Source organism: Megasphaera vaginalis (ex Bordigoni et al. 2020), from assembly GCF_900240295.1.
Classification (GTDB): Bacteria; Bacillota; Negativicutes; order Veillonellales; family Megasphaeraceae; genus Megasphaera; species Megasphaera vaginalis.
Map to the genome: position 1 here is coordinate 227,902 of NZ_OEQB01000003.1, position 15,835 is coordinate 243,736.

A 15,835-nucleotide genomic window follows, 5' to 3' on the forward strand; every position below is an offset into this window, starting at 1 on the left:
CCTCCTATCGGAAAGTCAGATATTTTCGCGCTTTGGCAAAAGCCGCCAACGTTTTGGCATCGACGATTTCGTTTCTTTCAATCATCGTCTCCACCTCTTGCGGCGTATATACTTCAATATTCAAAAATTCATCGTCGTCCAGGTGCTGCGACCCTTTTTTCAAGTTTTGCGCAACATAAAGATACAACTTTTCATTGCAAAAACCGGGCGACGTATAGATAAATCCCAAAGGCGTTATTTCGCCGGTAACACCGGCTTCCTCTTCCAGTTCACGGGCTGCGCAAAGTTCCGGCGCTTCCCCGTCCCGTTCGATCTTTCCGGCCGGAATCTCCAGCATGGCGACGCCTGTTGCATAACGATACTGCCGGACAAAAATAATTTTTCCGTCATCTCTGATCGGTAAGACGGCGCAGGCGCCGTGATGCCAGACGGCTTCGCGCGTCGCCGTCCGTTCACCGCCGTTAATGCTGACCGTATCCAACGTGACATGCAGGACACGGCCCTTCATGATCTCTTTTCTTGCGATTAAAGTCTCTGTGCTGATACTCATCGTAACATCCTCCTAAAAAAAAAGACGCCTATAGCAGTATTATACTGCCAGGCGTCTTTTTTATCCATTATTTCCCCGTACTGCCGATACCGCCGGTTCGCTGACCGACAGCCTCATCCATATCGGTCAGCAGATATTTCATAAAAATGCCCTGCCCGATACGTTCCCCTTTTTCGATATGGTAGACCGTATCTGCCGTATTATAATAGGCAATCATGATGTGCCCTTCATTATCGGGGTTATTATAGTAATCGCTGTCCACGATACCCGTACTGTTCGCCAGCATAAGTCCTTTTTTAAAGGCCAGACTGGAGCGGATGAAAATGGAAAGGTATTCATCCCTTGCCATATACGCCTTTACCCCCGTCGGCACGACGGTAACGGCGTGTGGCGCCAGATCGACAGCAGCAGCAGCCGCCAAATCATAGCCGGCACTGGCCGCCGTCTTACGCTGCGGCAAGGTGACGCCTGCAGCGGCATAGGCGGAAACAATTTCGAAGCCCCGTTCTTTCATGCTCATCGTTTCTGCCCCTTATCGTGATGACCGTGCTTCGGACGCGCTTTATATTCCGCGTCGCCGCCGCCGAGGAGGACCTTGCGGGAAAGGTTGACACGCCCTTGCGCATCAATTTCAACGCACTTAACCATGATCTCATCACCGATATGAACGACGTCTTCCACTTTTTCCACCCGTTCCTTCGCCAGCTGCGAAATGTGGACGAGCCCTTCCTTACCCGGCAGCACTTCGACAAAAGCGCCAAAATTCATGAGACGCGTAACTTTACCGACATAAGTTTCGCCGACTTCGACGTCCTTCGTCAGCTGCTCGATCCATTCTTTCGCCCTGTCGCCGCCGGCGGCTTCGACAGAGGCGATGGAAACGAGGCCTGAATCGTCAATATCGATCTTAGCTCCCGTTTCTTCCGTAATCTTCTTAATCACTTTGCCGCCGGGCCCGATAACGTCACGAATCTTATCGGGATCAATCTGAATCGTAATAATCCGCGGCGCATAGGGAGACAGTTCCGGACGCGGTTCGCTGATAGCTTCCAACATCTTATCCATGATAAAGAGACGGCCTTCATGGGCTTGCTGCAACGCCTTGTCGAGGATCTCACGGCTGAGGCCCTTAATCTTGATATCCATCTGAATGGCCGTTACCCCTTTTTTCGTGCCGGCAACCTTGAAGTCCATATCGCCGAGAGCGTCTTCCATTCCCTGAATATCCGTCAAAATCGTAAAATCATCATCTTTGGTAACGAGCCCCATCGCCACTCCGGCGACAGGCGCTTCAATCGGCACACCTGCATCCATCAGCGCCAGCGTGCTGCCGCAGACGCTGCCCATAGAGCTGGAACCGTTCGATTCAAGAACTTCCGATACGACACGAATGGCATAGGGAAAATCGGCTTCACTCGGCATAACCTGCGTCAAGGCCCGTTCCGCCAGTTTGCCGTGACCGATCTCACGACGTCCGGGACCGCGCGACGATTTCGTTTCACCGACACAGAAGGACGGAAAATTATAATGGTGCATATAGCGCCGTTCCGTTTCCATTCCAACACCGTCAATGTGCTGCGCTTCCGAAAGGGGCGCCAACGTCGCAAAACTCATGACCTGCGTCTGGCCCCGTGTAAACAGGCCGGTGCCATGAGTGCGCGTAAAGAGGCCGACTTCACAACTGACTGGGCGAACTTCATTGACCTGGCGGCCGTCGGGGCGAATCTTATCGACGGCGATCATGTGCCGGACGATCTCCTTGATCATCTTCTGGGTTACTGCCGCCACATCTTCCATATTTTCCGGGTAGATATCGGCAAAGTGTTCATAAATATCGGCTTCGACGGTATTCATCTTTTCTTCGCGAGCCATTTTATCTGCGTCGCAAATAGCGCCTTTCATGGCCGCTTCGCCATAGGCATGCACGGCTTCCACAATATCGGCCGGCACTTCGGCTTCCACGAACTCCTGTTTAGGCGTACTGATGGATTCAAGGAACGAAAGCTGGAACGCAACGACCTTTTTAATTTCTTCATGAGCAACCATGATCGCGTCAAGAATATCGGCTTCCGGCACCTGTTTAGCACCGCCTTCGACCATGAGGATCGCATCTTTCGTGCCGGCAACGACGATATCCATATCACTGGCTTCGCTCTGCGCCACTGTCGGATTAATGACGAATTGACCGTCAATGCGGCCGACACGCACGCCGGCAATCGGTCCGGCAAAAGGAATGTGCGACATGCAAAGCGAAACAGAGGCGCCGATCAGCGCGGCAATTTCCGGCGCATTATCATGATCGACACAAAAATCATAGGCTACGACATGAACTTCGTGGCGATATGTTTTCGGAAAAAGGGGACGAATGGGCCGGTCGATGAGACGGGCAAAAAGCGTCGCCGATTCCGGCGGTTTGGCTTCGCGCTTGATGAAGCCGCCGGGAATCTTGCCGACAGCATACATTTTTTCTTCATAATCTACGGTAAGCGGGAAAAAATCCGTCCCTTCTTTCGCTTCTTTCGAGCCCGTAGCCGTAACGAATACGGCCGTATCGCCATATCGCACCAAAGCGGCGCCGCTGGCCTGCTTGGCCAATTTGCCGACTTCAACGCGCAGCGGCCGACCGGCAAAATCCATTTGGAAAACCTGTTCCATTCCATTTCCTCCTTCAACCATTCCTCAAGCTGTTCTTAAAAAAAAGGCTGATGCGTATACATCAGCCTGATGGGTGCGATTATTTACGCAGGTTCAGCTTTTCAATAATTGCACGATAACGATCCAAGTCATGTTTCTGTAAATAGCCGAGCAAGTTGCGGCGTTGGCCGACGAGCTTGAGCAAACCGCGGCGGGATGCATGATCCTTCTTGTGGCTACGAAGATGTTCCGTCAGATAAACGATACGGCTTGTCAACAAAGCGATCTGTACTTCCGGAGAACCCGTATCATTTTCATTGGCGCCATATTTGGCAATAATTTCTTTCTTTTCTTCTACGTTTAACATTGTTCATTCCTCCTGTAAATAAAAATACACAAAATGCTGCGTGATCGTCGGAGATTTCGAGACACCCGGCATCTGTATGACAGTAGTTATTATACACTAGACGACTGACGATGTAAAGAAATGAGCGACCATCACCGTCTTTCCGTCAAAAAAATTTACTTCGCCGCCCGCCGCGCAAATGACTATACGGCATTATCCGCCCCGCATCTGCAATGGTATACTAAAGAAAAAAGGAGGTCTGATGATGAAAAAAGCCACGGGAATTATCGCCGCCCTGCTCATCGTCATTTCCCTGCCGGCCGCCGCTGCCGCTCATATCGGGCCTGACGGCTGCTGGAACGGCATTCGACTGGCCGGCAAGGTCCGAATCGTCAGTCATGGCGGCGACCTCAAAGTGAAGACAGTCGACGCCTTCCCCGACCTGAACGTCAAAGCCGTTTCAGCATTTCCCCATCGCTTGGGAGAATGGCAATTCGTCAGCAGCGGAGAAAACTTCACCATTCAATTTGTCGATTATTTTCCCGATCTGACGATCCGCTTCGTAACGGCATTCCCCGGCCTGCCGCACTGAAAGGGGGCGCATCACTTCACGGTTCTCAAGAAGAAATCCCCCTTAAAACGACAACCGACGTAAAACCAAAGAACCCGTCTCCGAAAAAAACGGAAGACGGGTTCATGCCGTTATCATCAGTCATGGCGGCAGCCGTGGCCGTCCGTATGCTCATGGTGTCGGCACAGGGCCTGCCGATCATTTGCAGCCAGTTGGCCGTCCAGAAGCTTCTGCACCGCCGCATCACAGCTGCCGCTGTTGCCGTTATAGCAAGTGATGCCGGCATCTTGCAACGCCTGTTGCGCGCCTTCGCCGATACCGCCGCAAATCACGGCGTCGACGGCATGGGACCGCAAAAATCCCGCCAAGGCGCCGTGCCCCTGACCGTCTGTACCGACGACGCTCGCCGCAAGGATGACACCGTCGGCTATATCGTACAGTTTAAAGGCTTCCGATTTGCCGAAATGGGGAAATATTTGTTCCTGATCGTAGGTAACCGCTATTTTCATTTCTTACCGCTCCTTTCTAAACACGCTGCCGGTCGTGCTTTCAGAAAATCCGATGCCGCCAATCTGCGGCGCCGGACAACAGATTATTTCGTCTTGACGAGAGGCGCCGCGGGATCGGCATTAATATATTGGACGGACAGCTTATTATCCGTTACTTCCTGAAGCAGTTCCATCGTGAGCGCCGCCCGTTCAACCGGATTGTCCCCCGTTCCTAAATGGATGGAAACGGAATCTTTCGTATAGGCAATAATATCGGCCGGATTGCCTACATTGATCTCCACGATTTCTTCCGTCACCTCCGGTGACAAGGCTTGGAGATACTGTATGGCGTTGACGATCTCCGGCTCGCCGATAACGTCGCCCAACAACAGCGTATCAATCTTCTTTCCCGTCATCAGGGGCGCCGAAAATCCTTTGATCTGCGGCTCAACGGCAATGACCGTTCCCGTCGCATCAACGGCGGCAAAACCGTACATCGTCGTCAAAACGGCTGCCGCTTTTCTTTCTTTCATGTCAATATGAATAACGGCGGGAAATTCACGCGTAATCTTGACGTCGCCGACACGCAGGTCCTTGCGCAGCCGGGCAGCCATATCGCTTACCGACAACTTAACCGTATTGACCGGTTCGCCAACGCCGGCGGCCCGATACACTTCGGCAAAGGACATCGTTTCATTGCCGTCGACGATGACGGCGCCGAAAGGAACCGGCGCCAGACGCAAGATGAGCCACAGGAAAAAGACGCCGCAAACAGCCGCGAACACGCGCAGCCGCCGTCGCCGCCGCAGGCGGCGCTGTTGCTGTCGCTGCTTCTTCTGCAGATTCTTCGCTTTTCGTCTGGCAATGCGCTGCAGCGCTTCTGTCGACATAGGCGACTGCCCGTCGTCATCGACGGTATATACGGCTTGCGCATCTGCGTCAAAGCGTCTGAACCGTCCGGTTTCATCTGCACCCGGACGGTTCACATCGTCATATAAAGTTGTTTCCCCTTCCGGAGGTATAAATTTTTCTTTCGTCATCATAAAGTCCCTGCACGCAGACGTAGTATATTAAAATTTCCCCGTTGCAGCTTCGAGCAAAATTTTTTCACATAGTTCCTCAAAGGATACGCCCATCGCTCTCGCTGCATCGGGAACGAGGCTGGTAGCCGTCATCCCCGGTACGGTATTGATTTCCAGGACAAAGAGATTTCCCTCTTTATCTGTCATCATATCGACGCGGGAAACACCGCTGCAATGAAGCAAATGGAACACGTCCAAAGCCGTGTCCTGCATTTTCTTCGTCATGGCATCGCCGATCGGCGCCGGACACAAATGCGTCGAAACGCCCGGTGTGTATTTTGAGTAATAATCATATTTTCCCGTACTGGAAACGATCTGGATCACGGGAAAAGCCGTATCATCCATAACGGCCACCGTAAACTCATCTCCGTCGATAAAAGCTTCGACAATGATGGATGTGCCATACCGGAAGGCCTCTTCCAACGCCGGCCGCAACGCGCCTGTCTCATTGACAATGACCGTGCCGATGCTGGATCCCTGCGCCGCCGATTTAATGACGACAGGCAAGGAAAAGGTTCGACCGATATCCGCTATGATGGAATCAAAGGGTTGTAATGAAAAATAATAGGCAAATGGGGCTGTCGGAATCCCGGCGCCTTGAAAGGCGCACTTGCTGATTACCTTATTCATACCGGCGGCGCTTGCCATGACGCCGGGCCCCGTATAAGGCATGCCCATCATTTCACACAGGCCCTGGAGAACGCCATCTTCGCCATAACGACCGTGAAGCGCATTGAAAACGACGTCGAACGTCCCTGCCGACAGGGTCTGCGCAAACTTTTCCGGCACCAGTTCGATAATTTCGGCCCGATACCCCCGGGTTGTCAGGGCCGCGGCAATTGCCGCGCCGGTGCGCCGTGAGACGTCAGCTTCCGTTGACGGCCCGCCGACGACAACGGCAATACGTTTATCCTTCGTTATTTCCATTACCACTGCACCTTCTTTCCCGCTGCGGCGACATATTGCTCACCGACTGTATAAATATCGCCGGCACCCATGGTGATAACCAGATCCTGCGGCTGCGCATGTTCTTCCAAATAAGCCAAGACCGCTTCTTTAGTCGGAATGTACAGAACGTCCTGATGCGACAGTTTCTGCACCATATCGACAATCAGTTTGCCGCTGACTCCCGGAATGGGATCTTCACCGGCACTGTATACATCGGTAATGATCAATTTATCGGCGCAAACAAATGATCGGCCGTATTCTTTTGCCAACAATTTTGTCCGCGTATAGCGATGGGGCTGAAAGAGACAGACAACACGATGTGTCCCCATGTCCCGAGCCGCCGTCAGGGTAGCGTTAATTTCCGTCGGATGGTGAGCGTAGTCATCGACGACCCAAACGCCGTTGACATGCCCTTTCGTCTGAAAACGGCGTCTGGCTCCGTGAAAATGCGACAGCGCCGTGACGATATCCGTAAAGGCAAGACCGCAGTACAACGCCGTCGCTATCGTTGCCAGGGCATTCAGAATATTGTGACGGCCAGGAACGGCAAGGGTCACATCGCCGAGAGCGGCGCCGTCGTGGAGTACGGTAAAAGTCAGCAAGCCGTCGTGATAAAAGACATTCGTTGCCTGATAGTCGGCCTCGTGCTCAATGCCGTACGTAATACAGCGGCGTTCCAATGTTGGCAGCAAGTCGCGAATATGCTCATTTTCCACACAAAGAACGGCCGCCCCTTCTTCTTTATCAAGGAGCTGGATAAATTGTTTAAACGCAGCGACGACATTTTCAATAGACCCGTAGTAATCCATATGATCGGCGTCAATGTTGGTGACGACGGCAATATACGGAGATTCTTTCAAAAAAGAACCGTCGCTTTCGTCGGCTTCGGCAATTACATACCGGCCATGCCCCAAGACAGAATTACTGTGCAGATAATCCACTTCCCCGCCAATGACCAGGGTCGGATCCGTATTGTTTTCATAAAAAACCTGCCCCAACATGGACGACGTCGTCGTTTTCCCGTGAGCGCCGGCAACGGCGATTGCCTTGCCCCAACTCATGATATGTACCAGGGCATCGGCGCGATGAATGACGGGAATTCCCTGTTCCCGCGCCGCCTTCAACTCTTCATTCGTCTCGCGGATTGCCGAAGAAATAACGACGACTTCAGCGTCACCGAGATTTTCGGCTCTTTGTCCGATACAGATGCGCGCGCCGCGGGCGGCGAAATTTTCCGTTACTGCCGTCGCTTTCATATCGGAACCGGAAACGCTGTAGCCTTTATCAATAAATATATTGGCAATCGCCTGCATGCCGACACCGGCGATACCGATGAAATGTACACGCTTTACCGAATTGAGATTGATCATGATCATGCACCCTTTTCTAACGTTTGCTGTTCCTGGCAATGGACAGCGCCAATTTCGCAATATCTTCCGCCGCCTGCGGACGTCCCATGGCTTTGCTCGCCGCCGCCATCGCCTTCAAATTCCGCGGATCATCCTTCAGACGTCTGATTTCTTCCAGTAATTCCCGCCCCGTCAGCATCTTGTCCAAAATCATTTTCGCCGCCCCGTTCAGGACCAAGGCCTGCGCGTTATAGCGCTGATGATCTTCTGCGGCATAGGGGTAGGGGATGAGTATAGCAGGCAAACCGCGTACTGTCAATTCCGCCAAGCCGACGGCACCGGCGCGATAAACGGCCAGATCGGCCGCTGCCAAGGCTTCCGGCATATGATGCAAGTACGGAATAATATGGCTTCCTTCGCCATAATTCCCTTTGCCGTCGATACCGTCCAGCTGTTTGACGACTCGATCGTATTCATGATCTCCTGTGACATGCAGAATCTGTATATCTTTATCATTTCTGAAATATTGATGCACTTCAATCATCGCCGTATTGATGCTGCGCGCGCCGCGGCTGCCGCCGGCGACGAGAAGCGTAAACTTACAAGGATCCAGGCCCAAAAGCGCCTGTCCCTGCTCCTTTGATACGGTCAACACATCTTTGCGGACAGGATTACCGGTATAAACCAGCACGTCCTTTTTCTTAAACCGCTGCATCGCCTCCTTGTAACCCAAGGCTACGCGATTGGCAAATTTGCTTAAAATCATATTCGTCACACCGGGAATGACATTTTGTTCCTGGACCAACGTCGGAACACCGCTTAAACTCGCCGCCAATAAAACGGGACCGCAAACGAAACCGCCCGTTCCGATAACGACGTCAGGCTTAAATTTTTGTATGATTCTGGCAGCCTTGAAAACGCTTCCCGTCGTCTTTCCTACAGTAACGACGTTGCGCAACGAAATTCTCCGCTCCAACCCCCGCACGTCGAGGGTCACGAAGGGAAACCCTTCTTTCGGTATCAATGTATTTTCCAGTCCTGTTTTCGAACCTACGTATAAAAATTCCGTCGGCTCTATATCGGCTATTGCTCTGGCGATCGTGATTGCCGGATAAATATGGCCTCCCGTTCCGCCGCCGGAAAGAATGACACGGCCCATAACACGTCCTCCTTATCAGCACAGATTTTATCGTTCTTACAGACCGTTGACAATACCTTTAAAGATGCGGCCTCTCTGTTCATAATTATCATACATATCAAAACTGGAGCAAGCCGGCGATAAGAGTACGGCCTGCGGCTTCTTCGCTATCTTCCGCGCCGTCATGATCGCTTTTTCCATCGAATCTCCGACACAACGGATATCATTAACACCCGCTTTTTCAGCGGCAATGCGGAAACGTTCCGCAGCCTGCCCGATCAGGATCAATACATCCACTTTCACCGCCGCCAACGACATGAAAGCATCGAGGGGCGTCATTTTATCATAGCCGCCGGCAATAAGAATCAAATGTCCCGGAAAAGCTTCAAGCGCCTTGATTGAAGCGTCCGTATTCGTTCCCTTCGAGTCGTTGTAATAGGATACACCGTTCAGCGTGCGCACCCATTCCAAACGATGTTCGACGCCGTTAAACGTTTTCAGCACTTGCCGGATAACGGCGAAAGACGCGCCGCCGGCATGGGCCAAAAGCAGCGCCGCCAGGCAATTCTGAATATTATGTTTGCCGAAAAGCTTCAGTTCATCTTCACGGCAAATGACCGTGTCGATACCATCTTCGCGGAAAATAAGCTGCCCCTTCTCCGCAAAAGCGCCTGCCGGAACGGGGCCTTGTGTCGATATGTACACAACGTTTCCCGTCATATCGCCAGCCATGCCGCGCACCAACGGGTCGTCATAGTTCAGCACCGCCAAGTCCGTCCGGTCCTGATTGCGAAAGATCCGCTTCTTGGCCGCACCGTAGGCTTCCATCGTGTGATGGCGGTCGAGATGATCCGGCGTAAGGTTCAAGATAACGGCGGCTTTGGCTTTCATTGTCTGGGTAAATTCCAACTGAAAACTGGACAACTCGGCAACGACGACGGCATCAGCCGGTAAATCGGCAGCCTGTTCCGATAAGCCGACACCGATATTGCCGCCGACAACGGTTTGCCTGCCGCAGGCCTTCATGATCTCTCCGACCAACGTCGTCGTCGTCGTCTTTCCATTGGTGCCGGTAATACCGAGTATCTCGGCGTCCGTCACCCGAACGGCTACCTCCACTTCACTCCAAATGGGAATCTGCCGCCGCACAGCTTCTCTCATAATGGGTATTTCAGGAGAAATGGCCGGCGACGGTACGAGAATGTCGACACCGTCCAACAGAGACGCGTCCTGTATGCCGAAAAGCAGCGTCACGCCGGCCTGCCGTAAAGGCCGCCACCGTTCATCGGCCGCATCAATCGCTTTCATATCGTTCAGCGTTACCTTGCCACCGTGCGCGGCCAAAACGGAAGCTGCCGCCCTGCCGCTGATACCGGCGCCGATTACCAATATTTTTTTTCCTGAAAAATCCATTATACTCATGACTGCACCTGCTTTATAAAAAAATAATTAACGATCTCCCGCTAAGACGATAAGGATAGCTATAATGGCCATCAGCGCCGAAAAGCTCCAGAAGACCGTCACAACCTTTACTTCGCTCCAACCGGACAATTCAAAGTGATGATGAATGGGGCTCATCTTGAAGACGCGTACGCCCCGTGTCTTAAACGAAACTACCTGTATAATGACGGACAGTGCTTCCAGCACATACAGGGCGCCGGCAACAACCAACAACAGTTCGGTCTTGGTTAAGATCGCCATGGCCGCCAAGGCGCCGCCCAGGGCCAATGAGCCCGTATCTCCCATAAACATTTTGGCCGGGTGCTGATTATAAAAGAGAAATCCCAGACAAGCACCGGTTAATGCAGCGCAGAAAACGGCAAAATTACCGTAACCGAGGGCCAATGCAATGACCACGTACGCCACAGACGTAATCGCGCAGGAACCGGCCGCCAAACCATCCAATCCGTCCGTCAGATTCACGGCGTTGCTGGTACCGACGATCATGAAGAAAACAAAGATATAGTAGAAGAACCCCAAATCAACCGTCCAATTGGCGACAGGAATCCAGAGCGTTGTCGGAAATTCCAAATACACGTTCAGTACGAGACAAAAAACAGCCGCCAGTATGAACTGACCGCACAATTTTTGCTTTGCCGTCAGGCCCAAATTGCGGCGCTTGACGGTTTTAATGCCGTCATCGAGAAAACCGATGATACCGTGCCCGAAGGTCAGCAGCAGAGCCAAGTCCTTACGCAGTTCAAAAGGGTTGAAGAGCAGACAGGAAACGATGACTGCAACTAATATGAGAATACCACCCATCGTCGGTGTTCCCGCTTTGTATTTATGGCTTTCCGGCCCCTCTTCCCGTTCCGATTGCCGGGCGCGAAATTTTTTCAATTCTCTGATCACGATCGGCCCCAAGGCCAAGCCGATAACAAGGCTGACAACAAATCCCATGATGAGGGTACTTAACATTCACATTACTTCCTTTCAAAATACGTCAATATCTTTTCCATGGCAAAGCCGCGGGATCCTTTAAGCAAAACCGTATCTCCCGGCAGTAATACCGACTTCAGCATGGCTGCGGCTTCGTCGTGATTTGCCGTAATCCAGACATTGACCATTCCTTCCTTTTTGGCTTCATCGGCAATAAAAGCGGCTTCATCGCCCAAGACAATAAGGGCATCAATCGACGCAGCGGCTATTTGCCTGCCGACAGTCCGATGTTCCCGTTCCGTCCAGCCGCCTAATTCCAACATGCCGCCAAGGACGGCGATCTTCCGTCCCGTCGTCAGCGAGGCAAGCGTGGAAACGGCTTCGCTCATGGAAGCGGGATTGGCGTTATAAGCATCGTTGATAAAGGTGTACGGATCAAGCCGCACTAATTCCAAGCGCATCGGCACGCCGCCATATTCGCTTAATCCTTTACGCATTTGGTGCTCGCTCAAGCCCAAAACCCGTCCGACAGCGACGGCGGCCAAAGCGTTATAAACCGTATACTTGCCGATGACGGGCATCGTTATATCAAACATCAAATCAAAACAACGGCAGCTGAAGCGGAGTCCTTTTTCATTTGCCTCAATGCGGCAGCCTCGGATCACGGCATTACTCAAGACGCCGTAAGTGACGCTCTTGGCGCGACAGATATCGGCCATGGCGGCAACATAGCGATCGTCCTGATTGAGAACGGCCACGCCGTCAGATGGCAAAGCGGCGACAAGCTCCGCTTTGGCTTTGGCGATATTTTCCTGTGATCCCAAAAGCTCGATATGACTCTTGCCGACATTGGTGACGACGCCGATCGTCGGTTCGGCAATCGCCGCCAACTCGGCAATCTGTCCCAAGCCGCGCATGCCCATTTCCACGACACAAACGCCGTGATCTTCTGTCAGGTTCAGCAAGGTCTTCGGCAATCCGATTTCATTGTTAAAATTTTTCTCCGTCTGCAATACATTATACTTCTGCGCCAGTACCGTGGCAATAATACTCCGCGTCGAGGTCTTGCCGACGGAGCCTGTAACGGCAATGACGGGGATTGCGAAACGACGCCGATGAAAGCGGGCCAGATCCTGATAGGCCTTCAAGGTATCGGTGACCAAAAAAACCGTACAATCGCCGTATTTTTCCGTTTCCCTGGCAACGAGAACACCGGCCGCACCGCCTTCAAGGGCTGCAGCAATAAAACGATGACCGTCAAACGTATCGCCCTGCAACGCGACAAAAAGTGATCCCGGTGAAAGCGTGCGCGTATCGGTATCGATACTGCTGAACGCGTTCTCACGGTTTCCTCGGCGCAGAAGTCTGGCGCCGGTAGCTTCAATTACTTCGGCAATCGTAAAGGCCGCCATACTTATCTTCCTTTCAACTGTTGAACCGCTTCTCTTGCAACTTCCCGATCATCAAAATGGATCGTCTTATCTTTCAAAATCTGATACGTTTCATGCCCCTTGCCGGCAATAACGATGATATCACCGGCCCCGGCTATTTCAACAGCCCGCGTGATAGCCCGGCGGCGGTCGACAATCACTTCATACGTTTGCCCTTCTCTGAGTCCCTGCTTCACGCCTGCCGCCACTTCGGCAACAATGGCGTCCGGATCTTCCGACCGTGGATTATCGGAGGTTACAATGGGGATATCCGATTCCGCAGCTCCAATGCGTCCCATAATGGGCCGTTTCGTACGATCCCGGTCACCGCCGCAGCCAAAGACGGAAATAATCCGGTTCGGATGCATGGCCCGTGCCGTTGTCAACGCTTTTTCCAAACTGTCCGGCGTATGGGAATAGTCGACGACGATGGCAAAATCCTGTCCCGCTTCAACGAGTTCGAACCGCCCCGGAACGGAACGGAACGTCTGAATGGCCTGATCGATCGTCGCCGTGTCGACGCCTTCGGCATGGGCGGCGCCGATAGCCGCCAACGTGTTGTACACATTGAACAGCCCGGTAATATGCATCTGCAGATCAACGGAACCGAAGGGACCGGAAACATGGAACGATGATTTCTTCAATTCCACCTGCAACGAAGATCCCCGTAAGTCCGCTTCCTGTTCCACGCCGTACGTCAGCACGTTGCCGCGGCAGGCGGCCAGAATATCTTTGGCGTACGGATCGTCTACATTGACGACAGCCGTCTTATTGCCTTTGACCGTATCGCCCGCCGTCAGCCCTTGAAACAATTTGGCTTTAGCGGCAACGTAGTTTTCAAACGTCTTGTGAAAATCTAAATGATCTTGCGTCAAATTCGTGAAAACCGCCGTATCAAATTCGATTCCGGCAACGCGATTTAATTCCAGCGCGTGACTTGATACTTCCATTACAACATGCGTTATGCCGCGCTCCGCCATCAGATGCAGGAAATGTTGTAATTCCACTACATCCGGCGTCGTATTATGAATCGGCAGTTCTTCATCATCGATGAGCGCGTGAATCGTGCCGAGAACGCCGACATGATGGCCGGCGGCACGCAAAATGTGCGCAATAATATGGCTTGTCGTCGTTTTACCGTTCGTGCCGGTTACGCCGATCATGCGCATTTTTTTGCCGGGATAATCATAAAAATAAGGAACGATGTCTTCCAGCGCATGGTGAATATCGGGAACCATCAACTGTACGACGCGGTCAGGCAGATCCAGGTGCTTCGCCGTCAGCACGGCAACGGCTCCCTTTTCAACGGCTTGCGCGGCAAATTTAGCGCCGTCAACATGAACGCCTGCAATGCAGACGAACAAATACCCTGCTTCTATTTCACGAGAATCGGCGGAAATACCGCTAATCTCGGTCTTTACATTGCCATCTACATTATAGATCCCTTTTATTTGACGACTTAATTCTTCTACTGTTTTCATCCTTATTCCTCCCCTTATGCAGTCATGCTAATACAAACAACAATAGCAGTCTTAACCAGCATTAAGACTGCTCTTGCACTTCTATATCGTTGCGGCGGTATTGTCCGTCTGACGGCGATTCTGACTGTACAGAACGGCTGACGGTACGACCATTCCCAAATCGCCGGTCGCTATTTTATATATTCGTTCCGGCGACTCCATGCGTGCAATATCCACCTTTAAATCATCATTTTCCTGCTGCAGTTTCTGTATCTGCCTTTTTTCCTGCATCAGCGTATATCCGTAATCGATCCGCGCCTTTGCTAGAGCAACATTAAGAAGCAGAAAGAAGGCGCAAAGAAAAACAATAAACAGGGTTTGTGCAATCACTCTGCTGAAATGTTTTCTTTCCGCTACGCGCCGTGATGAAGGAAGCCCTCTATTTTCCTCATACGGTATATACCCTGCTTTTCTGGCCAACATTTGTTCAACACATCCCCAGTAATCGACAAAAAACTATATTTATCACAAGCGGACTGCTGTCCGCAATTTCGCACTCCGTGCCCGCGGATTGGACGCCAATTCCGCTTCTCCCGGCACAATGGGCTTGCGGTTTACCTTCATCGTTGCTTTATGTCCGCAGGTACAGACAGGCAAGTCTGGCGGACAGATACAGTCCGTTGCCAGCAGTTTCAGCGTTTCTTTGACAATTCTGTCTTCCAGCGAATGGAACGTGATCACACACAGCTTACCGCCCGGTTTCAACCGTTCCGAAGCGGCTTCGACGGCTGCGCGCAAGATCTTGAGCTCGCCGTTTACTTCAATGCGAACAGCCTGAAAGGTACGCTTGGCCGGATGAGGACCGTCTTTACGGGCCCCTGCCGGAACAGCCTTTTTGATAATCCGCACCAAATCGCCGGTTCGTTCAATAGGTCCTTCTTGCCGCGCCGCCGCGATGAACTGCGCGATCCGCTTCGCCCAGCGTTCTTCGCCGTATTCCCTGATAATTCGATAAAGCGCCTCTTCACTGTATCCGTTTACGATATCGTAAGCGCTGATATCGGCGCCTCGATCCATGCGCATGTCAAGAGGCCCGTCATGTTGATAAGAAAACCCTCTCTCCGGCACATCCAACTGATAGCTGGACACCCCCAGGTCGAACATGACGCCGTCAACGGCAGCAATTCCCAATTCATCCATGACTTCACGGAAGTGAGAAAAATTACGCCGTACCGGAATAAACCGGCATTTGGCAGCGGCCAACCGTTTGCCAGCGGCAGCGATGGCGGCTTCGTCCTGATCCAACCCGATCAGCGTCGCCTTCTCGGACAACCGCTCTGCCAATGCGCAGCTGTGCCCGCCGCCGCCCAACGTGCAATCAACATAAACGCCGTCGCGGTCACCGATAAGATGTTCGATTGTTTCTTCGCGCAAGACGCTGATATGATGAAAATCCATGA

General features: G+C 52.3%; 16 protein-coding genes. 1 reads left to right on the forward strand and 15 read right to left on the reverse strand.

Annotated elements, in window-relative coordinates; genetic code table 11:
- Positions 1-4: 4 nt before the first annotated feature.
- From C0977_RS05350 to rpsO, 4 genes are all read right to left on the reverse strand, one after another.
- The gene (locus C0977_RS05350; RefSeq protein ID WP_023054475.1) at positions 5-550 is read right to left on the reverse strand and encodes an NUDIX hydrolase; all 546 of its coding nucleotides are present in this window, start codon (positions 548-550) and stop codon (positions 5-7) included.
- A 67-nt stretch (positions 551-617) separates the two neighbouring features.
- A complete protein-coding gene (locus C0977_RS05355) occupies positions 618-1,064 on the reverse strand; it encodes a deoxyuridine 5'-triphosphate nucleotidohydrolase (protein ID WP_101912731.1) in 447 nt (148 codons plus the stop codon).
- 2 nt (positions 1,065-1,066) lie between these two features.
- The gene (locus C0977_RS05360) at positions 1,067-3,205 is read right to left on the reverse strand and encodes a polyribonucleotide nucleotidyltransferase (protein WP_101912669.1); all 2,139 of its coding nucleotides are present in this window, start codon (positions 3,203-3,205) and stop codon (positions 1,067-1,069) included.
- Between the two features lie 79 nt (positions 3,206-3,284).
- Complete coding sequence (rpsO, locus tag C0977_RS05365) at positions 3,285-3,551, reverse strand: 30S ribosomal protein S15 (protein WP_023054448.1); 267 nt, start codon at positions 3,549-3,551, stop codon at positions 3,285-3,287.
- A 241-nt stretch (positions 3,552-3,792) separates the two neighbouring features.
- Here rpsO and C0977_RS05370 point away from each other — a divergent pair, with 241 nt between their 5' ends.
- Entirely contained in the window at positions 3,793-4,122 is a 330-nt protein-coding gene (locus tag C0977_RS05370; protein WP_023054413.1) for a hypothetical protein, read from the forward strand.
- Between the two features lie 116 nt (positions 4,123-4,238).
- On the opposite strand, the gene C0977_RS05375 is transcribed toward C0977_RS05370, so the two are convergent.
- From C0977_RS05375 to rsmH, 11 genes are all read right to left on the reverse strand, one after another.
- Positions 4,239-4,610 (reverse strand): NifB/NifX family molybdenum-iron cluster-binding protein, encoded by a 372-nt coding sequence (locus C0977_RS05375; protein WP_101912670.1) that lies wholly within the window; start codon positions 4,608-4,610, stop codon positions 4,239-4,241.
- Positions 4,611-4,693: 83 nt separating this feature from the next.
- Positions 4,694-5,632 carry a cell division protein FtsQ/DivIB gene (locus C0977_RS05380; protein ID WP_234987580.1) on the reverse strand — a complete coding sequence of 313 codons (939 nt, stop codon included), beginning with the start codon at positions 5,630-5,632 and terminating at the stop codon, positions 4,694-4,696.
- A 27-nt stretch (positions 5,633-5,659) separates the two neighbouring features.
- Positions 5,660-6,598 carry a D-alanine--D-alanine ligase gene (locus tag C0977_RS05385; RefSeq protein ID WP_101912671.1) on the reverse strand — a complete coding sequence of 313 codons (939 nt, stop codon included), beginning with the start codon at positions 6,596-6,598 and terminating at the stop codon, positions 5,660-5,662.
- The gene (gene murC / locus C0977_RS05390; protein ID WP_101912733.1) at positions 6,598-7,989 is read right to left on the reverse strand and encodes a UDP-N-acetylmuramate--L-alanine ligase; all 1,392 of its coding nucleotides are present in this window, start codon (positions 7,987-7,989) and stop codon (positions 6,598-6,600) included. The genes C0977_RS05385 and murC overlap by 1 nt, the downstream gene beginning before the upstream one ends.
- Positions 7,990-8,005: 16 nt before the next feature.
- The gene (murG, locus tag C0977_RS05395) at positions 8,006-9,127 is read right to left on the reverse strand and encodes an undecaprenyldiphospho-muramoylpentapeptide beta-N-acetylglucosaminyltransferase (protein ID WP_101912672.1); all 1,122 of its coding nucleotides are present in this window, start codon (positions 9,125-9,127) and stop codon (positions 8,006-8,008) included.
- A 36-nt stretch (positions 9,128-9,163) separates the two neighbouring features.
- Complete coding sequence (gene murD, locus C0977_RS05400) at positions 9,164-10,528, reverse strand: UDP-N-acetylmuramoyl-L-alanine--D-glutamate ligase (protein ID WP_101912673.1); 1,365 nt, start codon at positions 10,526-10,528, stop codon at positions 9,164-9,166.
- 27 nt (positions 10,529-10,555) lie between these two features.
- A complete protein-coding gene (gene mraY, locus C0977_RS05405) occupies positions 10,556-11,524 on the reverse strand; it encodes a phospho-N-acetylmuramoyl-pentapeptide-transferase (protein ID WP_101912674.1) in 969 nt (322 codons plus the stop codon).
- A 5-nt stretch (positions 11,525-11,529) separates the two neighbouring features.
- A complete protein-coding gene (locus C0977_RS05410) occupies positions 11,530-12,897 on the reverse strand; it encodes a UDP-N-acetylmuramoyl-tripeptide--D-alanyl-D-alanine ligase (protein WP_101912675.1) in 1,368 nt (455 codons plus the stop codon).
- A gap of 2 nt (positions 12,898-12,899) precedes the next feature.
- A complete protein-coding gene (locus tag C0977_RS05415; RefSeq protein WP_101912676.1) occupies positions 12,900-14,396 on the reverse strand; it encodes a UDP-N-acetylmuramoyl-L-alanyl-D-glutamate--2,6-diaminopimelate ligase in 1,497 nt (498 codons plus the stop codon).
- Between the two features lie 81 nt (positions 14,397-14,477).
- Positions 14,478-14,858, reverse strand: coding sequence for a septum formation initiator family protein (locus C0977_RS05420; RefSeq protein ID WP_023054453.1), 381 nt, complete (start codon positions 14,856-14,858; stop codon positions 14,478-14,480).
- Positions 14,859-14,900: 42 nt separating this feature from the next.
- Positions 14,901-15,833, reverse strand: a complete 933-nt coding sequence (gene rsmH / locus C0977_RS05425; protein ID WP_101912677.1) for a 16S rRNA (cytosine(1402)-N(4))-methyltransferase RsmH — start codon at positions 15,831-15,833, stop codon at positions 14,901-14,903.
- Positions 15,834-15,835: the final 2 nt, after the last annotated feature.